General features: G+C 58.4%; 18 protein-coding genes. 7 read left to right on the forward strand and 11 right to left on the reverse strand.

Features of this window, described 5'->3' with window-relative positions; all coding sequences use genetic code 11:
- The first annotated feature begins 376 nt into the window (after positions 1-376).
- Positions 377-1,948 carry an L-lactate permease gene (locus tag VAE48_RS11400; protein WP_322793452.1) on the forward strand — a complete coding sequence of 524 codons (1,572 nt, stop codon included), beginning with the start codon at positions 377-379 and terminating at the stop codon, positions 1,946-1,948.
- An 11-nt stretch (positions 1,949-1,959) separates the two neighbouring features.
- On the opposite strand, the gene VAE48_RS11405 is transcribed toward VAE48_RS11400, so the two are convergent.
- The 4 genes from VAE48_RS11405 to VAE48_RS11420 all read right to left on the reverse strand — a co-directional run bounded on the left by VAE48_RS11405 (position 1,960) and on the right by VAE48_RS11420 (position 6,497).
- Positions 1,960-3,123: a pyridoxal phosphate-dependent aminotransferase gene (locus VAE48_RS11405; protein ID WP_322793453.1), complete on the reverse strand. Its 1,164-nt coding sequence runs from the start codon at positions 3,121-3,123 to the stop codon at positions 1,960-1,962.
- Between the two features lie 80 nt (positions 3,124-3,203).
- On the reverse strand, positions 3,204-3,428 hold the full coding sequence (locus VAE48_RS11410) for a hypothetical protein (RefSeq protein WP_322793454.1): 225 nt from the start codon (positions 3,426-3,428) through the stop codon (positions 3,204-3,206).
- A complete protein-coding gene (locus VAE48_RS11415; RefSeq protein ID WP_322793455.1) occupies positions 3,413-4,426 on the reverse strand; it encodes a sugar phosphate nucleotidyltransferase in 1,014 nt (337 codons plus the stop codon). Before VAE48_RS11415 ends, VAE48_RS11410 begins: the two co-directional genes overlap by 16 nt.
- 379 nt (positions 4,427-4,805) lie before the next feature.
- Complete coding sequence (locus VAE48_RS11420; protein WP_322793456.1) at positions 4,806-6,497, reverse strand: M3 family oligoendopeptidase; 1,692 nt, start codon at positions 6,495-6,497, stop codon at positions 4,806-4,808.
- 109 nt (positions 6,498-6,606) lie between these two features.
- Here VAE48_RS11420 and VAE48_RS11425 point away from each other — a divergent pair, with 109 nt between their 5' ends.
- The gene (locus tag VAE48_RS11425; RefSeq protein WP_322793457.1) at positions 6,607-6,786 is read left to right on the forward strand and encodes a hypothetical protein; all 180 of its coding nucleotides are present in this window, start codon (positions 6,607-6,609) and stop codon (positions 6,784-6,786) included.
- A 168-nt stretch (positions 6,787-6,954) separates the two neighbouring features.
- On the opposite strand, the gene VAE48_RS11430 is transcribed toward VAE48_RS11425, so the two are convergent.
- Complete coding sequence (locus VAE48_RS11430) at positions 6,955-8,097, reverse strand: hypothetical protein (protein ID WP_322793458.1); 1,143 nt, start codon at positions 8,095-8,097, stop codon at positions 6,955-6,957.
- A gap of 126 nt (positions 8,098-8,223) precedes the next feature.
- Between VAE48_RS11430 and VAE48_RS11435 the strand changes: the two genes are divergently transcribed.
- The 3 genes from VAE48_RS11435 (at position 8,224) to VAE48_RS11445 (ending at position 10,683) form a co-directional block, all read left to right on the forward strand.
- Positions 8,224-8,568, forward strand: a complete 345-nt coding sequence (locus tag VAE48_RS11435) for a PilZ domain-containing protein (RefSeq protein ID WP_322793459.1) — start codon at positions 8,224-8,226, stop codon at positions 8,566-8,568.
- Between the two features lie 254 nt (positions 8,569-8,822).
- Positions 8,823-9,449 (forward strand): ATP-dependent Clp protease proteolytic subunit, encoded by a 627-nt coding sequence (locus VAE48_RS11440; RefSeq protein ID WP_322793460.1) that lies wholly within the window; start codon positions 8,823-8,825, stop codon positions 9,447-9,449.
- A gap of 76 nt (positions 9,450-9,525) precedes the next feature.
- On the forward strand, positions 9,526-10,683 hold the full coding sequence (locus tag VAE48_RS11445; RefSeq protein WP_322793461.1) for a M20/M25/M40 family metallo-hydrolase: 1,158 nt from the start codon (positions 9,526-9,528) through the stop codon (positions 10,681-10,683).
- Positions 10,684-10,763: 80 nt separating this feature from the next.
- On the opposite strand, the gene VAE48_RS11450 is transcribed toward VAE48_RS11445, so the two are convergent.
- The 3 genes from VAE48_RS11450 to VAE48_RS11460 are packed head-to-tail and all read right to left on the reverse strand — an operon-like array spanning position 10,764 to position 13,884.
- On the reverse strand, positions 10,764-12,497 hold the full coding sequence (locus VAE48_RS11450) for a rhodanese-like domain-containing protein (protein WP_322793462.1): 1,734 nt from the start codon (positions 12,495-12,497) through the stop codon (positions 10,764-10,766).
- A 28-nt stretch (positions 12,498-12,525) separates the two neighbouring features.
- Positions 12,526-13,629 (reverse strand): multiheme c-type cytochrome, encoded by a 1,104-nt coding sequence (locus tag VAE48_RS11455; protein WP_322793463.1) that lies wholly within the window; start codon positions 13,627-13,629, stop codon positions 12,526-12,528.
- Between the two features lie 9 nt (positions 13,630-13,638).
- Positions 13,639-13,884: a hypothetical protein gene (locus tag VAE48_RS11460; protein ID WP_322793464.1), complete on the reverse strand. Its 246-nt coding sequence runs from the start codon at positions 13,882-13,884 to the stop codon at positions 13,639-13,641.
- A gap of 139 nt (positions 13,885-14,023) precedes the next feature.
- Between VAE48_RS11460 and VAE48_RS11465 the strand changes: the two genes are divergently transcribed.
- Entirely contained in the window at positions 14,024-14,965 is a 942-nt protein-coding gene (locus VAE48_RS11465; protein ID WP_322793465.1) for a LysR family transcriptional regulator, read from the forward strand.
- 3 nt (positions 14,966-14,968) lie between these two features.
- On the opposite strand, the gene VAE48_RS11470 is transcribed toward VAE48_RS11465, so the two are convergent.
- Positions 14,969-15,535 (reverse strand): GNAT family N-acetyltransferase, encoded by a 567-nt coding sequence (locus tag VAE48_RS11470; RefSeq protein ID WP_322793466.1) that lies wholly within the window; start codon positions 15,533-15,535, stop codon positions 14,969-14,971.
- A gap of 233 nt (positions 15,536-15,768) precedes the next feature.
- On the opposite strand from VAE48_RS11470, the gene VAE48_RS11475 reads away from it, so the two are divergent.
- Positions 15,769-15,909, forward strand: coding sequence for a hypothetical protein (locus VAE48_RS11475; RefSeq protein WP_322793467.1), 141 nt, complete (start codon positions 15,769-15,771; stop codon positions 15,907-15,909).
- 21 nt (positions 15,910-15,930) lie between these two features.
- Here the strand turns inward: VAE48_RS11475 and VAE48_RS11480 are convergent, their stop codons facing one another.
- Together VAE48_RS11480 and VAE48_RS11485 are read right to left on the reverse strand one after the other, a co-directional pair.
- Positions 15,931-17,832 (reverse strand): hypothetical protein, encoded by a 1,902-nt coding sequence (locus VAE48_RS11480; RefSeq protein ID WP_322793468.1) that lies wholly within the window; start codon positions 17,830-17,832, stop codon positions 15,931-15,933.
- Positions 17,833-17,965: 133 nt separating this feature from the next.
- Positions 17,966-19,107: LCP family protein (locus VAE48_RS11485; protein ID WP_322793469.1), on the reverse strand; the 1,142-nt coding region annotated here is incomplete at its 5' end.

The raw sequence follows: 19,107 nt of genomic DNA on the forward strand, positions 1-19,107 counted from the left end.
CAACGCAGCGCAGTGCGGGTCACACTCCTTGCCCATCTTCCCCGTAGAGAAATATCGTTGAAATTGATGCCAACACAGCGCAGTGCGGGTCACACTCCTTGCCCATCTTCCCCGTAGAGAAATATCGTTGAAATTGATGCCAACGCAGCGCAGTGCGGGTCACACTCCTTGCCCCCCTTCCCCGAAGAGGTACACGTTGAGCGGACAAGGCAGCCTTGCGGGGAAGGGGGGTTACGGGGGGTTGGGGTAAGCGGATGGGTTATCTTCCTGATGTTGGCAGCCTGTGATTTGAGCATTGGCGACGTTGAGAAAACCATCCCCCGCAACAATCTCCGCCGCTGGCAGGCAGGGCGTGCTATAATCAGCCGCGTTGCCTATGGAATTGAACCTGCTCACCTGGACACTGGCGCTGCTGCCCGTGCTGGTTGTTTTGATCCTGATGCTGGGCTTCAAATGGGGCGGCAGCCGTGCCGGCGCAGCCGGCTGGATTGCCGCAGTGTTGATTGCCTGGCTCTTCTTTGCCGCCGGCCCGCGCCTGATTGCCTACACTCAGGCCAAAGCGGTGCTGCTCAGTCTGGATGTACTGTATATCATCTGGACGGCGCTGCTGCTCTACCATACCGCCGATGAAGCCGGCGCCGTGCGCATGATCGGCATCAGCCTGCCGCGCCTGACCGCCGACCGCACCATGCAGGGTCTGTTGATCGGCTGGTTGTTCGCCTCATTTTTGCAGGGCATGGGCGGCTTTGGCGTGCCGGTGGCGGTGGCCGCCCCGCTGCTGGTGGGTCTGGGTTTCAACCCCGTTCAGGCGGTGGTGATGGCCTGCATCGGGCACGGTTGGGCGGTCAATTATGGCTCGCTGGCAACTTCGTTCCAAACGCTGATGGCGGTAACCGGTTTGCCCGGCGAACTGCTGGCGCCCGATTCGGCCTGGCTGCTGGGGCTTTCGGCGTACGTTTGCGGGGCAATTGTGGCGCTGGTGGCAGGCGGCTGGCGCGGCCTGCTGCGCAGCCTGCCGGCCGTGCTGGTGCTGGGCAGTGTCATGGCATTCAGCCAGTATGCCCTGGCGGTCAACCGACTGTGGAATCTGGGCGCAACCGGCAGCGCCATGCTGGGTCTGCTGGTGGGAGTGGGGGTGTGCCGCCTGCCGCTTTACCGCGGCAACCCGCAAACCGCGCCGGCAGCCAATTTCAGCCACCTGAACGGCGGCGACGGCAAACCGCGTTCCCTGAAACTCTCCCTTTCTGCCTATGCCATTCTGGTTGTACTGACCTTTGCCATCAACCTTATCCCGCCGCTCAACGCCTTCCTCGACCAGATTCAGCTCAATCTGACCTTTCCCGAATTGCGCACCGGTTTTGGGTGGGTTACCCCGGCCGGGCCGGGGCGTTCGATCAGCCTGTTCGGGCATACCGGTTCGATTTTGCTGTACGCCTCGTTAATTTCCTACTTCATCTACCGGCGGGCAGGCTACTACCGTCCTGCCGCCGCCGCAAGAATTGGCGAAAAAACCGTCAAAGGGGCGGTCAATTCCAGTCTGGGCATTCTGGCGATGGTGGGCATGGCGGTGGTCATGTCGCACGCCGGCATGACCAACCTGCTGGCGCTGGGCATGAGCCGCAGTTTTGGCGCGGCTGCCTACCCGCTGATTGCTCCTTTCATCGGGGCTTTGGGGGCATTCATCACCGGCAGCAACAACAACTCCAATGTGCTGTTTGCCGTGCTGCAAATGCGCACGGCTGAATTACTGAGGTTGAGCGTTCCGCTCATTTTGGGGGCGCAAACGGCGGGCGGTTCGCTCGGCAGCATCATGGCGCCCGCCAAGGTGATTGTCGGCTGCAGCACGGTCGGGCTGAGCGACCGCGAAGGGGAGGTCATGGCAGCCGTCATCCGCTACGGGTTGATTCCGATTGGCATTGTGGCGCTGGCGGCCTGGCTGGCAGCCTGAAAGCCGTTTATTCACAACCTGTTGACAAAGCGCTCGATGCGCCGCAGGGCCTCTTCGATCTTCTCGTAAGCCGTGGCGTAAGAAATGCGGCAGAAGCCCTCGCCGCCGGCACCGAACGAATTGCCCGGCACAACCGCCACCTTCTCCTCCTGCAGCAGGCGGGTGGCAAAGGTTTCGTCATCCAGCCCGGTAACGCTGACTTTGGGGAAGGCATAAAATGCCCCTTTCGGCTCAAAAGTGGGCAGCCCGATGCGGTTCAACTCCGGCACCAGCATCCGGCGGCGGCGGTCATATTCCTCGACCATTGCCATGACCGATTCATCCTCATCCTGAATGGCGACCACCGCCGCATCCTGTGCAATGGTAGGCGCCGACATGACCGTGTACTGATGCACGCGCAGCAGCCCCTGTAAGATGGGGGCAGGCGCGCAGGCGTAGCCAATCCGCCAGCCGGTCATGGCGTAATCCTTGGAAAAGCCGCCCAGCAGCACGGTTCGTTCGCGCATGTTGGGCAGGGTGGGGAAGCACACATGCCGATGTCCGCCGTACACCAGCCGGTCGTAAATCTCATCCGAAATCACAATCAGGTCATATTTCTCGGCAAGCCGGGCAATTTCCAACAGGCGTTCGCGGGTGGCTACCGCGCCAGTCGGGTTGTTGGGGAAACCCAGCAGAATGGCCTTGGTGCGCGGGGTGATGGCGGCTTCGATGCGCACCGGGTCAACATCGAAATTGTCTTCCATGCGGCAGGGGATTTCCACCGGCACACCACCCGCCAGAAACACCTCCGCCTGATAGGACACGAAACACGGCGTCGGGATGATGACCTCATCGCCGGGGTCGAGCAGGGCGGTTGCCGTCAGGTAGAGCGCCTCCGAGCCGCCGACAGTAATCACCACCTCATTGGCCGGATCGTACTGCACGCCGTACAGCCGTTCCAGGTTGGCGGTCAGGGCGCGGCGCAGTTCCAGCGTGCCAGCGTTGGAGGTGTAGTGCGTGCGTCCCTGTTGCAGGGAGCGGATGCCCGCTTCCATCACCGGGCGGGGGGTGTCGAAATCCGGTTCGCCAATTCCCAGCGAAATGACATCCTGCATGGTCGCCGCAATATCAAAAAAGCGGCGGATGCCGGAAGGTTTGAGTGAAGAGACCCGCTGAGAAAGATAGGTTTCGCGCATGGTGACTCCTTGTTCGGAATGGAGAGTGGATGATTCAGGCAAAGGATTTTTGCCAATCCTTGTCATCGAGAAATTTTCCATCAAACGGCGTGGATACGCCACTCGTCGTACAACTCACCGTAAAACAACTCGAAAATCCGCCCGTCTTTGACCCGCACACGGAAGCGCTTGCCGCCGGGGATGCGCCACTCGGCTTCGACGGCTTCGATTTCCAGTCGTTCACCCTGCCAGTGCAGGGCTACCGGCCGTTCGGCGTATTCATAACCCGAATGGCACTCGACCGGATCGCTCATTCCTTCAGCCATGAGTTATCCCCCACGTTCAGGCGGACGGGTTTACCTTCCACCACCACCTGCCGGCCGATGAGCGAGTCGCTGATCACCCGGCTTTGCAGGCGGCTGGCTTCGTCCACAATGCTGTTCTGGATGATCACATCTTCCACCACGCAGTCTTTGCCGATGGACACATGCGGCCCGATCACCGCGCGGCGAACCTGCGCCTCGGTATGGATGAAAACCGGCGGGATGATGGTCACCTGCGGGCGTTCGGCGGCGGCTGCGGAATTGTCATAGCCATGGTCGAGCAGGTAGCGGTTGGTTTCCAGCACGGCATCCGGGATGCCGGCATCCAGCCAGACCTCGACCTGGCGGGTACGCATGCGGGCGCCTTTTTCCAGCAGGATGTTGACCGCATCCGCCAGAAAGAACTCGTTTTTCAAAGTCAGGTTGCGGCGGAACTGCTCTTCGATGGCTGCCAGCAAATCCTCGGCGCGTTTGAAGTAGTAAAAACCGACCACCACCAGATTGTTGCTGAAATCCTGGGGCTTTTCCACCAGGCGGGTGATCCAGCCCTGTTCGTTGACCACTGCCACGCCAAAGCGGCGCGGGTCTTCCACCGGTTTGACCCATGCCAGCCCGTCTTCTTCTACCTGATCGAGCTTGGAAAGATCGGTTTCGATGAGCGTATCCGAAAAGGCCATCAGCATGGGGCCGTGCAGATACTCGCGCGCCAGATAAAGCGCATCGGACTGGCCGCGCATCACTTCCTGAATCACATAATGGGCTTTTTTATCGGGGTGATGCTGGCGCATGTGGGCTTCGACCTGCTCACGCTGGTTGGGGCCGATGATGAAAATGTACTCGACTTCGAGTGAGCGGGGCAGGCTGCTGAACTGCTCCAGCACATAATCCAGCACGGTTTTACCGGCAATGGCAATCAGGGGTTTGGGCTTGCTCCAGGTGTGCGGGCGCATGCGGCTGCCCAGTCCGGCCATCGGCACGGCAATCTTGAGGGTGTTTGCCAATACGACCTCCTGTGAACGCAGGGTATCCACCTTATTGTATCACTGCCGCAGGCTGGCATGGAATGGAAGGACATCCCCAAATCGGCGGACATTAAGCCGTTTTGATAGGTATGGCTTTCTCAAAGTTGCTTGACAATCCTAAAACTTTGTATTGAAACTTGAATTGTGGTGAAATGAACCCCCTCCCTCCTCCCCCACTATCGCTTTGGCGATTGTGGGGGAGGCGCAGGAGGGGGAAAAATCGCTCGATTGGACGCATCAGTGGATAATCCCGAATAGACATCGGTCTGCGCCGGCCGGCTGCGGTTTGATCGTTTTCGACTTTGAGAAAGCCATGTTTTGAGAGGGATATGGGATTGCAATGGGATGAGACATCGCTTCAAAGTTCCAGCCGTTCGGCCATCAGCCCGGCAACCGATTGCAGCGTGGCGGCATCGAAGGCAAAGCGCGCGCCGGCTGCCGCAAACAGCTGCGGCAGGCCGACCGAGTTGCCCAGTGCCAGCGCACGCCGGTAAGCGCTGACCGCGGAGGATTGATCGGTGAGGGCATTGCGCCAGACCTGGCCGGCGCCTAACTGCGCCAGTCCGTACTCCACATAGTAAAACGGAATCTGGAAGATGTGCAGTTTACGCTGCCAGCCGGTGCGGCGGACATCTTCCAACCCACTCCAATCCACCCCCACCATGAATCGCTGCCAGAGGGCATCCCAGGCCTCATCGCAGGCGGCGGAGTTGAGTGCTTCTTCGGGGTGGGTGTAGGCCCAATGCTGAAAACCATCCACCACCGCCATGTACGGCCAGAACAGCAGGCTGCGCTCGAGATGCTCGTTGAAGGCGCGCCGGGCGTCTTCTTCGGAGTAAAAACCGCCGTGCTCCCGGCTGAGGTATGGGCCGGCAAGAAATTCCATGCCCATCGAAGCCACCTCGGCGAACTCGATTGGCGAGCCGCGCAGCTGCCCCAGCGGCAGGCTGGCGGCTTCGAATACGTGGAAGGAATGCCCGCCTTCGTGCAGCAGGGTTTGCACATCATCATGCAGCCCGACGGCATTCATGAAAATGAAGGGACGCTGACGGATTGGAAAAGCGGTGCAGTAGCCGCCGGGGGCTTTGTTCTTGCGGTTTTCCAGGTCGAGCAGGTTTTCACGAATCATGGTATCGAAGTAGCCGCCCAGGGTTTCATCCACGGCGTGAAAGACGGCAGATGTCTTTTGTTTCAACTCGTCAATCGTCTGGTAGGGGCGCAGCGGCGGCAGTCCCTGGGGGTCAACATCCAGATCCCACGGGCGCAGGCTTTCCAAACCCAACTGACGGCGGCGCTTTTCGTAAATTCTGGCGGCCAGCGGGACAATCACCTGCTCAATCGCATCCCGAAAGGTCTGGCAGTCGGCGGGAGAGTAATCGTGGCGGTGGAACTGCACCCAGCGGTAGGAGCGGAAATCGGACTTGCCGGCGTTGGCGGCAATTTGCTGGCGCAGTTTGAAGAAGCGCACCCACAAATCGTTGAAGGCTTCGCGGTCGGCCAGCTGACGCCCGGCAGCCAGCCGCCAGGCCTGCTCGCGCCGGGCGCGGTCGGTTTCCTGATACACCGGCCGCAACTGAGTTAAAGTGATTTCTTTGCCGTCCCATTCTACAGTCTGTTTGCCGGCAATCTGGTCGTATTCCAGCCCCAATTTTTGTTCTTCGGAAAGCAGGGTCAGGTTTTCCTCACGGAACAGTTCGGCATCATCGCGGTAGTTGCGCAGCGGAATTTCAAAACGGGCCGGTTTCAGGCCGCTTTGCAGCAGGCGGGCTTTGAGCTGCTGGTCGGCTGCCATTGCCTGCGGGTAAATCTCATCCAATGCAGCCCGAAAGCGTGCTTCGGCTGCTTCATCCGCGGTATTGATGGTAACGGCCACATTCAGGCGGCTGAACAATTCTTCCAGCGCATCGCCCAAATCCGACCAGTCGCGCAGCCATTCATCCACCGTTGCAGCCGTCAGCGGGCGTTCGATGAGATCACGGGCATATGGCTCGAATTTTTCCCACTTCCAATCGAGAAAATCGGCAGGGGGGTTCTTTAATTCATGGAACATACGGACTCCTTTTTGTGGGATAACAAGTGAAAGGAACAGGGATTACGCTGCAAGTGTACCAGAATTTTTGAGTGCTGAAAAAGGGGTTTGGGGTGAGGGGTGAATTGCCATGGCTTTGCCGAAGTCGCTAATGGTCAAACCACAGGCTGTCAACGTCAATAAAAAAACGACCCGCCGCTCGCCCCAACCCCCCGTAGCCCCCCTTCCCCGCAAAGCCACCATGGCTGCTGAACATATTTCTCTGCGGGGAAGGGGGGCGAGGAGTGTGACCCGTGCCGGGCTGGGCTAGCAACCATATCAACAACACTGCTCTGCGGGGAGGGGGCGAGGAGTATGACCCGTGCCGGGCTGGGCTGGCGACCATTTCAACAACACGGCTCTGCGGGGAGGGGGCGAGAGTGTGACCCGTGCCGGGCCGCGTCCGGGTCAGGTTCGACGCGGTTGCTCTATTCAGCCCCTAGACGACGCGTGCGGCGATTTGCTTGTGGTACAGCCGGTGAACCTTGTAAAAATCCACCCCCAAATCGCTCAGTTCGCGCAGCATGCGCTCGTTTTCGGCGCCAATTTGCACAATTTCCACATGCTGAAAACGCCCGCTCTGAATGCTCTTGTGCATCTCGCTGAACAGGATGGCCGTACCGCCCAGCCCGCGGTATTCCTCCACAATCCCCATGCCGTTGATGTTCAGCCAGGGGGTGCGCTTCAGTTCAAGCCACCAGTCCAGCCAGCCCAACGGCCACATTCGCCCGCCGGTACGCTGCAAAGCTGCCGAAATATCCGGGTAAGCCAGCAAAAAGCCGACCGGTTGATCGCCTTTGAGCAGAATTTTGACCAGTTTCAAATCGGCAAAGAACAATACCTGCCGCAGGATGGCCTCAATCTCGGCAGAGTCAATCGGTGCGTTGCCGGGTGTGTCCATGATGGCGCGATTGTACATCTCACTCAGGCGGGGAATCAGCCGGCGCAGGTCGGTGCGTGAGCGCAGCTGCGCAACCTGAAAACCGCGCTTTTGCATCACTTTTTCGGCAATCTGATGGATTTGCGGGGGAAATTCGGCGTTTCCGCTCAAATAACCGGAGAGAATATCCTCGCCCGGCTGGTAGCCGCAGCTTTCCAGCAAAGCCGCGTAATACGGCGGGTTGTATGGAATGCCAAACGCCGGACGGTGTTCAAAGCCTTTGACCAGCAAGCCCATTGCATCGAACGGCGTAAAGCCTTTCGGTCCAAACATCCGGTTTGCACCCTGTTCGATTGCCCACTGCTCACCTGCGCTGAACAATTGCCGCACGGATTCAAGATCATTTTCTGCCTCAAACAGGTAGAAAAAAGCCGTGTGTTCGTGATTGTGCAGGTTGTAGGGGCGGTGAACCAGTACCGCCAGGCGTGCCACCGGCGGCTGATGCGCCTGCCGGCGGGCGAGGAAGAAGGCCGCCTGTGAGTGGCGGTAAAAGGGGTGGCGGCGCGGATCGAGCATCTGGCGGATATCGGCCTGCAGCGGCGGCACCCACTGCGGTGTGAAGCGGTACAGACGGTAAGGCAGCTGCAGGAAGTCCCGGACTTGTTTGCGGGAAGAGAGATGAATTTGCTGGATGACGGCCATTTCAGGAAACACCGCACATGGAATTGAAAAATTGGCAGCAGTCGCTGATTGCAGAGAGTGCCTGAATCTACTATACTCTAAACAACTCGAAATTCAAGCCCGTTACCACCCGGGAGATGGTTGATTATGGAAGAGCGCAGAAAATTAAAGCGGCGGCACATTATCTACTACCTGCTGGTGTTTGATCAGGATACCCAATCCATGCTTGGGCATCTGGTGGATATCACCCCGCAGGGAATGATGGTCATCAGCGAACAACCGCTGGAAGTCGGCCGCCTTTACAACCTGCGGCTGCTGCTGCCCTATCAGATTGCCGGTAAAAAAGAGCTGCTTTTCCGGGCTCACAGCAAATGGTGTCAGAAAGACCTGAACCCCGATTTTTACGATACGGGTTTTCAACTGTTGAACGTGTCCGATGAGGACATTCGCACCATGGATTGGCTGATCGAGCAGGCCGGCTTTCGGGATTGAAACGCCCCGCAATCCTTCTACCACCCGCTGGATGAAACGGCGGGTGGGTTTATAATTAAACGTGAGTTCGGGATAAGATCAAAACATGGCAGGCAGTGAGAATTACCCCCACCTGCACCTCCCCCAAAATCGCAGGGGCGATTTTGGGGGAGGTGGGAGGGGGACGAAAATTCGAAAGTTGATGTAAAAATGATTTATCCCGAATTGACGTTAATTAAGCCCGGCAAATACCTCAACGAAAGGGAGAAATGACCATGTTTGAAACCGAACCCGAAGAACAACCTGAAGAGCAACCCGAAGAAAAACCCGAAAATGAAAATCGTCCGGTTGGTGAACCGCGTTTGGATGTTCAGGAAAAATTCCTCAAAACCCGCACCATTCTCATCTTTGGCGAAATCAATCAAAAGATGGCCGAGCGGGTCACTCAGCAGTTAATCCTGCTTTCCGAACTTTCGGACGAAGATATCAAGATCATCATCAACTCCCAGGGCGGGCATGTCGAATCCGGCGATACGATTTTCGACATGATTCGCTTTGTGCGCCCGCGCGTCAAGGTGATTGGCACGGGCTGGGTTGCCAGCGCCGGCGCGCTGATTTACGCTGCCCCGCCGGTGGAGCTGCGCTACTCGCTGCCCAACACGCGCTTTTTGCTGCACCAGCCGATGGGCGGAATGCGCGGCAGCGCCCAAGACCTGGCCATTGAGGCGCAGGAAATCATCCGCATGCGCCGCCGCCTGAACGAAATTTTTGCCCGTCAGACCGGCCAGCCGTTCGAGAAGATTGAGCGCGATACCGACCGCAACTTTTGGATGACCGCTGAAGAAGCCAAAGCCTACGGGCTGGTGGGGCACATCATCAGCAATATCAGCGAAATCAAATAATCCTTCTGGCCAGCCGCTTGGATGTCCTTTGCTTTCGGACAGGCGAAGAGGCTGGCTTTTCCTCTCTCCTCGTGCCATGAGCGAATCGTCTTACCCTGTCATTGGTTTTCTTCAACAACTGGTGCGTGCCGAAAGCCTGAGCGGTAACGAGGCGGCTGCGGCGCGGCTGGTACAGCAGCAACTGGAGCAGCTGGGCTTCAGCGATGTTCACAGCGACCGGCTGGGAAATGTGATTGGACGGCGCAGCGGCAGCCAGCCGGGCCTGCGCATTCTGCTGGATGCGCACCTGGATGTGGTGCCGGTCACCTCCCCCGCGGAGTGGCGCTTTCCACCGTTCAGCGGCGAGCTGGCCGACGGTCGCATTTGGGGGCGCGGTGCAGCCGATACCAAAGCCAGCCTGGCAGCCATGATCTACGCTCTCGCCGAACTGCCGGAGAATCAACTGCGCGGGGAGGTTTTTGTATCCGCCAGCGTGGGGGAAGAAGTGCTGGAAGGGGCGGCCTTTTCGGCGGTGCTGGATGCGGTGCAGCCGGATGTGGTCATCATCGGCGAACCGAGCGACTGCCGGCTGGGGATTGCCCAGCGCGGACGGGCGCGGCTGCTCTTTACGGCCCACGGCAAAGCCGCCCACAGTTCCGCGCCGGAAGCCGGGCAAAACGCCATCGAAAACGCGGCAGGTTTGATTCAGCGAATTGCCGGCCTGCCGCTGCCAACCCATCCTTTACTGGGGCGGGGACTGATGACCGCCATTCAGGCGCAGTCGCGGCCCTTTCCCAGCCTCTCCACCACGCCCTACCTCTGCGAGGTGGTGTATGACCGGCGGCTCATGCCGGGCGAAAGCCTGCCCTCCCTGCTGGATGAATACGCCCATTCGCTGGCCGACCTGTCCAACTGGCAGGTGGTCATCCCCGAAGAGGGTTTTACCACCTATACCGGTGTAACGCTGCGCCAACCCGATTTTCACCCGGCCTGGGCGCTTGACCCGCATTCGGAATGGGTGAGGCAGGCGGTGGACGCGCTGCGTTCGGCCGGCCTGCCGGCCGAAACCTTCGCCGTGCCCTACTGCACCAACGGCAGCGCCAGCGGCGGCGAACGCGGCATCCCGACCCTGGTTTATGGGCCGGGTTCCATTCATCAGGCGCACCGCGTGGATGAGTCTATCGAGGTGGAAGAAGTCCTGCGCGCTCAACGCGGCTATCAGGTGCTGATAGGGGCTTTTGAAAACCAGCCGTAGGCAAATGAAAAAATCCTCCGCTCTGAAGTGAAGAGCGGAGGATTTTTCTTAAAGTCTTGCAGGACTGTTTTATTGGGTATTTACTTGACCACCGGCAGTTGGGCTGCCACCCAGGCGTTCAGGCCGCCGCCCAGGTTGACCACATCAGTGTAGCCGTTCATGCGCAGTGCCATCATTGCCAGCGCACCGCGGTGACCGGATTTGCACAACACCACAATCCGGGCATCCTTAGCGGGCAGTTCCGCCAGCCGGCTCCACAGCTGATTGATCGGGATCAGCACCGAACCTTCAATGTAACCTTCCTCGTTCCATTCCTTTTCAGTGCGTACATCCAGCAGGAAGGGTTTGCCGGCATCACCCAGGGCAGCGTTCAGGTCGGCGGCTTTGACGGTGCCAAAACCTTCCGGCAGGCTGGCAAAGAAGGCTTTCAACCCTTCCAGCCGCAGGGCATCCACCGCCGGCGCAGTACCGGCAGGCGGCTCAGCCGGCAGCGAGCCGGTCACCACCGGTAATTCGGCTTTCTTCCAGGCATTCAGCCCGCCTGCCAGATTGACCACATCGGTATAACCCAGAAAACGTAAGGCTGCCAGCGCAAAGGCACCGCGGTGACCGGAGGCACAGTAAATCACAATGGGTTGATCCTGAGCCGGTAATTTATCCAGATTGTCCAGTAACTGGCGAACCGGAATATGAACGGCACCTTCAATATAGCCGTCTTTTTCCAGCTCTGCCGCTTCGCGCACATCCAGCAGGAAGGGGGGCTTATCGGCAAGTCGTTCGTTCAGTTTGGTTGCGGAAATGGTGTAAAAGCCTTCCGGTAAGTTGGTGAGGAAATCGCCCCAGAGGGCGTTCCAGTCCACCACGCCTTCCACCGCAAAACCGGCTGCCTTCCAGGCATTAAGACCACCCGCCAGGTTGACCACTTTTTCATAACCCAGCAGTGCAAGCCCCATTTGAGCAATGGCGCCGCGGTGACCGGAAGCGCAGTAGATCACAAATTCGGCATCTTTGGCGGGCAGTTGATCCAGTTTGGCAAACAGTTCCTCAAAGGGGATGTGGCCGCTGTCGCCAATAAAACCGTTCTTCTCCACCTCGGCTTTACTGCGCACGTCCAGCAGGAAAACCTGTTTACCGTCCGCCAGCTCGCTGTTGAGTTTGTCCGCTTTGACGGTACGGAAACCTTCCGGCAGATTGCTCAGCCAGTCGTTGAGCAGATCATAGAGGGCCTGGTCTTTGATTTCCGGCATCGTCCCGGCCGCCGGCGCAGGCGGGAGCGAGCCGCTGACCACCGGCAATTCGGCTTTCTTCCAGGCACCCAGTCCGCCGCCCAAATTGCGCACATTCTGATAACCCAGCAGTTTCAGGGCTGCCAGTGCGTATCCGCCGCGATGACCCGAGGCGCAGTAGATCACAATCGGCTTGTCCATGGCGGGCAATTTGTCCAGATTCGCCAGCAGCTGGCGAATGGGGATGTTGACCGCCCCCTCAATGTAGCCGTCCTTCTCTACTTCGGCGGCTTCGCGCACATCCAGCAGGAAGGGCGGAGTATCTGCCAGTTCCTCGTTCAGTTTGGTGGCGCTGACAGTGCCATAGCCCTTTTCGGCAGGCAATTCAGCAACCAACCCGCTCCACAGCGCCAGAACATCCAATTCCGGCTCGGGTTCGGCGGTTGGTACGGCGGTGGGCTCAACCACCGGCGGGGTGGTGGGTTCAACCACCGGCGCAGCGGTGGGGGTAGCGGCCGGGGCGCAGGCGCCCAGCAGCATACTCAGGATGATGATGAGAATTAGCGGTAAAGCAACTTTTCGGTTCATCTTTCTTCCTCTCTAAAAAATATGTTTTTTACTGTCCCGGAATGGGAGCGGGCACTTCTTCAACAATCACCCGCCGATTGGCGTTCAGTTCTTCCGGTTTGACCTTATCAGCTGTCAGGAAAATCTCTGCGTTTCCATGGCAGCTGTTGCAGGATTGGTTTTGGGGCGTCTTGCGTTGAATGTTGTGCGGGGTGGCGTACATCCAGGTGGGACGCAGGTCAAAATTGGGCAGCAGGTTTTCGCCGTAATATTGATAACTGGTCGGGGCAACCGGCACATGCCGCAGCGGGACATATTCATAAGGCCGATATTCGTTATCCAGCGGATTCCGGCCAATGAAGAAGGTCAGGTAAGTGGCTTCGGTGCGGAAGAAGGGCAGGCCGGTCTTTTCGCTGATGGCGACATGGCAGCCATCGCAGGAGGTGTAACTGACCGAATGGCATACCTGACAGGATAATTTTTCACCGTGAATGGTGTGCTGCAGGATGGGGTCGCCTTTTTGACCCACTGTGGTATGGCAGGTGGTGCAGGCCGGCGACTGCTCGCCCCAGTAACGATTGCCGCGCGCATCCGGCGGGGTGTTGTGCAGCGACTCGCCGCTGTGGCAGGCAACGCAGTTCATCCGTCCGACGCGGAAGTGGACATCGCCGGGAATACCCTCATGCTTGCCAAGATACTCATCCCCCACCCGTGTACCGTGGCAGGCCGTACACGTACGCGTCATCGGCGGCGTTTTGACAAAATTATGTCCGTCCAGAAAACCCCCGCCCAGGTGCTGAGGCTGGGTGATGTGACAATCCGTACAGGAACTGTGGCACTTGGAACAGTGATTGTTGTAGGCCTCCTGCAATGCCGGGTGATTTTCCGGAACACTGCGCGATTGCATGGCTACCGGATAGCCGGAGAGAGAAGCGTGCAGGCTGTCCGGGAAGGTTGCCATGATTTCTTCGTGGCAGCGGTCACAGCGGCCGACACTATCGGTGTAGGGATTGGCAATCAGATCGGTATGGGCGGTGTCCTTATCCGGTGATTGGGTGCCGCCGTGGCATTGCACACAGGTGAACTGGCCATGCGTGCTTTCCAGAAAACTGGCGCTGACCAAAACTTTCTCCCAAGGCTCCAACGGAGCCACTTCGCCTCCTCAGCCAGCCCCTTCGGATTCCGAAATGACCTCTTCTTCCGGCTTAGCCGTTTGAATCAGGCGGTCTTTGTCGGTGTGGCACTCCACGCAGTAATTCACCTGCGGCTGAGCTGTGGCCGTAGGAACGGGCGGCTGAGTCGGAAGCGGCAGGGTAGCCGTCGGCACCGACTGGGTCGCACGAGCGCAGCCGGTCAACAGGATGATCAATCCTGTCAACATCACAAGCCAGATGCGCATTTTATTCATTAAATGCTCCTTTTACGGGGATTACATTTCCATTTGATTCTAAGGTTCATTTAATCTGGGAGTTAGTGAATATTGTCACAATCTATCATCGGAACTCATGATAGAATTGGATAAGTTTTTCTTATACAGGCGGTTAATCATGTTTGACCCCCATCAGTTGCGTGTGTTCATTGTGGCTGCCGAAACGCTTAATTTTTCTCAGGCAGCCAAAAAACTCAATCTCTCACAACCTGCCGTTACCCAAACCATTCAGGCCCTGGAAAATCAGCTGGGTGAAGCGCTGTTTCTGCGCAGCGGACGCAAACTTCAGCTCAGTCAGGCCGGCGAAAATTTTTTACCGGTTGCCCGCCAGCTGGTCACGCTCAACCTGCGGGCGCGTGAGCTGGTAGATGCCAGCCGTGGGCAGATCAGCGGATTGTTGACGATTGCCTGCAGCACCACCCCCGGCAAGTATGTCCTGCCGGTGGTGGTGGGCAATTTTCTGCGCAAATACCCGCGGGTCAGCGCCCAATGCCTGGTGATGAGCCGTGCCGCCGCGCTGGAAATGCTGGAAAAAAGCGAAGCCCATTTTGCTTTTTCCAGCAGCATTGATGAATTTGATCACCACTACGAGTTTCGTCCGTTCATCACCGACCCGATTCGCTTAATTGTCCCTGCGGACCACCCATGGGCAATGCGCGGGGAAATTGAAGTCGAGGAACTTAGGAACGAACGGTTCATTCTGCGGGAAGAGTGCGCCGGCACATTCCGGGTGGTCAAAGAAGTGCTGGCAAGACACGGCATCAACATTCACGAATTGCCACTGGCATTGCGTATGGGCAACTCGGAGGCGATTGCGGTTGCCGTTCAGCGCGGCGTGGGGGTGGGTTTTGTTTCACAAATGGTCTTGCAAAACCTGATTCTGCCGGATGTGCGGATGGTGTCCATTCGCGGGGTTCATCTCGAACAGCAAATTTACATGACCCGCCATCGGCTCAATCCGATCAGTAGTGCCGCAGCCGTGTTTTGGGATGATATTTTTACCCACCAGCAGGAAATTCAGGCTGAATTGGGCAGCCGTTTTCAGCCCGTCAGCAAGTAATTTTCAAGCCTGTTTCTTCCATTCCCCTTCTAACAGCGCAAAGACCATGTCATCTTGAAAACGGTCTTTGATGAAATCATGGTCGCGTAACACGCCTTCCAGTTTGAAACCAAGACCGTATAACAGGTTTTGTGATCGGGTATCGCGTGGGTCAACCAGCGCTTCGATGCGGTGCAGCCGCATTTGTTCAAATCCGTAGCGCAGCACGGCTTGCAGCGCTTCACGCATGTAGCCCTGCCCCCAATAGCGCGGGCTGAGGTCGTAACTGACCTCGGCCCGCCGGCGGGATTGATCCCAGTGGTGAAAACCGCACGTGCCGATCAGGTCGCCGCTCTCGCGGTCGAACACTCCCCACCGTAAGCCCTGACCGGCGCTGCGCATGGCGTTCAATTGCTCAATCCAGCGCAGGGCTTGTGCTTCTTCTTTCATGGTGGGAATATCGGTAAATTCGGTTACTTCCGGCATGGCGTACAGCCCCAGCAAACCGGCAGCATCTCCCATTTGGAGCGGGCGCAAAATCAGACGTTCGGTTTCCAGCAGTTGATCTTCCGGCAGGGATTGGTTTTCCATAACATCCGATTATACTGCCAACCGCTTAAAACGATTTGAAAATTGTTCAGGGTTGCAGGGAAATCGCATTTAATCCAAGCGGGTACTCTGCCTGCCATTTCCTTTTTGTACAGGGTGGGAAAACCTTTTCTGTCCTGTGTCAGGTCTCCCGGTAAGTCCAACACCTGTCAGGTTGTTAAAGGTTAAAAAAATTAACCCAAAGGCGCAAAGACGCAGAGAAAAGAGAGTATCCTTTGCGTCTTGGCGATAAAACTCTATTTTTTTACCTTGTAAAGCAATCTCACCCCCAGCGCAGCGATGTCATTTCCGCCCAGCCGGAGATTGCCGCGCTCGCTCAAAAAGAAAATGCCATTGTTTATATCCTGGCCGGTTGAGGATGAAAAACCTTTCAACTCTCACGGGTAGGGGTTGTAAAAGGTCGGCGTGGGTTGAACGGGATAGGGGTAGCCATCCCCGGCGGTAGGCTGGGGCGGCGGGTAGCCGGGCTGCGGGGATGCCCCCGGTACGGGGGTTGCCCCCGGCAGGGGGGTGGCCCCGGGCGGCAAGGTGGGTTGACGCCCCGGGGTTACCCCCGGCGGCAAAGTGACTACGGTGGCCTGCGGCGGCGGCTGCCCCGGGTACACCCACGAAGTCGGGGTCGGCTGAACGCCGCTCAGTTTATCGCTGATATCGTTGACATACTTGATGGCGCTCTGACAGGCCGGCTCCAACTGAGCCGAAACATTCTGCCACGTGAGCGGTTGACCCAGACTGAGCGCCTTGCGCACCGCGGTGGCAAGGCAGCCCGGCCCGGCGTTGTAATTGACCAGCGTAAAGCGCCACAGGTCTTCATAACTGGCAACCGAACCGGCTGTTCGGCCGGTCAGGTTGTTGAGCACCCGCCCCACCTGCTGACAGTTGCCAATCATCCCCTCGGCAAATACGCGGATGCTGAAATGCGCCTGCGAAAGGTCAATCCCCGCCGGACAGTCGGCGCAGGCGGCATTGACTTTACCCACCAGCGCACCGCGCAGCAAAGCCCGCTCTTCTTCCTTGATGTTGCCAAAACCCAGGTCGCAGCGGCTCTGGTGCAGCACCAGCGGGCAGAACTGCTCGAAGAAACTCGGATTCCACAGCAGGATGGTATCGGCGCCCTTTTCGGTCAATTGACCCAGGCCGGCTTCTTTGTAATTCTGATAAATGCCGGGCCAGAACTGGCTTTCACGGCTGAAAATGTTCTTCAGCAGTTGCGCCGGCACGCCGGTATCCTGCGCCACGTTCCAGATTTCCTCATCAAAGCGGTTTTGCCAGGCGACCACCTGCTCATAGGCAGCCCGCACACCGCATTCACTGGCGGTGAGCGGGGTTGAAAGTCCGCCGTCGCGGCATTCACTGGCATCCACTTCGCCGTTGGCAATTAACATCCCCGCCAGATAGTACAGGCTGACGGCGGAGTATAATTCCTGCGGGTCTTGCGGCGTGGTCAGCCACGGGGCGGGGCCGCCAATCGGCGGGAACGATCCCCAGATATCGGAGCAGGAAGCCAGCGCCCCGCCGCGCCACTGGCTGCTGAGCACATCCACGTAGTAGAGGGGCTTGTCGCTGGAACCGCCCTCCGGCGACATAAAATCGCCCTGCGGGATGACCCGCACCAGCGCGCTGAATTTGGGGCTGGCATCGCCAAAGCTGGAATCGGCCCAGAACTCTACCGTCACACCGCCCTGACCGGTTGGCTGCAAGGGAATGGCGCACGCATCGCCGTTGCAGATAAAGGGATTGCCGTTCAGGGTACCCTGAATGCTGATGATGGTTTCGTTGGGCAGCGGCTCCTCACCGGTCAGCAGCAGGTTGGGCAGGCTTTCGCAGCGGTTGCCGGGCGGCTGAGGGGTGCAGCCGGTAACGCTCACCCAGACCGAGGGCAGCGGTAATTCCACCTTCACTTCTTTGCTGGCCGGATAACTGGTGAAATGATACAGATACAGGCCCGGGCAGGATTGTAAAGTTTGCTCGGGTGAACTGAGCGCACACGGTTTGGTGGCCAGCCATTCGTTATAGAGGGTTGCCCCGCACCACACTCGAATTTCATCGGCAATCGGCAAGCCTTCATGTTCCACCAGAAAGCGGCAGGTGATTTCGTTGTCTTTCCAGCGCACCAGCCACCACTCGTGGCGCTCAAAGTTGATTTTGAGGGTGGTCAGACGTTTGGGAGCTTCGGGCGTACTTTCTTCGGCAAGCACCGGCGCAGGTGCAGGCAGTGCGGCTGTAAACAGCCCACCGGCAAGCAATACAATCATCCCCAACAGCGCCAGCCGTTTCATCTTAAATTCTCACCGCTCTCCCTGCACACACCGTGCCAGGCCACAGGATATAAGTATCCGTTCTGGATTAGTTTATCATAAAGCACAAGGTTTACGAACACTGCCGCCGCTCACCTTTCCAAAACGAAAAGACTCACGGGGTGGGCGTCAGGGTTGCGGTGGGGGTTACGGTGATGCTGCCGGTGGGGGTGATACTGCCGGTCGGTGTCGGGGTCAGGCTGATGGTGGGGGTCAGTGTTGAGGTGAAGATTGGGGTTGGCGTGATGGTCGGCGTTAGGGTGGGGGTGCGCGTGTTGGTTGGGGTGGGGCTGATGGTCAGTTCGTATTCCAGTGTCAGCAGGCGGTCGGTGTTCGGCACGGGGGTCAGCACGAAATCAATCGCCGCCTGCACCTCAGCCGCAACCCGCGTCTGAATGGGAAGAAAAACCACCGGTTTGAGCGCCTGCGGGATTTGCCACGTCTGCAGATGCTCCTCCCCCAGCCGGAAAAAACCAAGGTGACTGGCATCTCCCAATCGCAAAGCAAAGGGGATGAATTCCTGCAAGTCCGGCAGCGCCAGACTGCTTTCGACACTGTTGCGGTAGTTTTGGTACAGCTCGGGCAGGCGCACCAGTGTCCCGCCGGAGACCATGCGCTGGACGATCAGGCGCAAAATTTCCTGCTGGCGCAGGCTGCGGTTTTCCTCATCCTGCCCGATGCGGTAGCGCAGATAACACATCACCTGATCGCCATCCAGCAGGTGACGGCCGGGGGGAATATCATTGCAGATTTCGGGCATCTTTTCGGCAACCGTTACTTCCAGTCCGCCCAGGTCGTCAATGAAGTAAACAAAGGCTTCCAGCCGGACAATGGCATAATCATCCGGGCGCACCCCAAAGTTGTATTCCAGGGTATCGGCCAGCATGCGCACACCGCCCACCGCATAGGCGGTGTTGAGCCGCTGCATGGTGTAACCGGGGATGAACACAAACAAATCGGGGGGCAGTGAAAGTACACTGGCGCGCCCCAGCCGCGGATGGTAGAACACAAGCGCTATGGCATCGCTGCGCCCGGCAAACGGGCTGGCATAATCCAAACCCACCAGCATCAGTGTGCGCACCTCCAGCGGCAGGCGGATTTCGGTCAGCGGCGGCGGGATGGGCGTGATGGGCTTCAGGCGCGGGGTGGGGAAAACTGCACGGGGTGTGCGAAAGCCCGGCAGCGTGGCTGTGGCAGAAGGCAGGGGGGCAGGCGGTGCTGAGGCTGTGGCTGAGGGTGTTGGGGTAACCCGTGGAG

This window comes from Bellilinea sp., assembly GCF_034432615.1.
GTDB lineage: Bacteria > Chloroflexota > Anaerolineae > Anaerolineales > Anaerolineaceae > Bellilinea.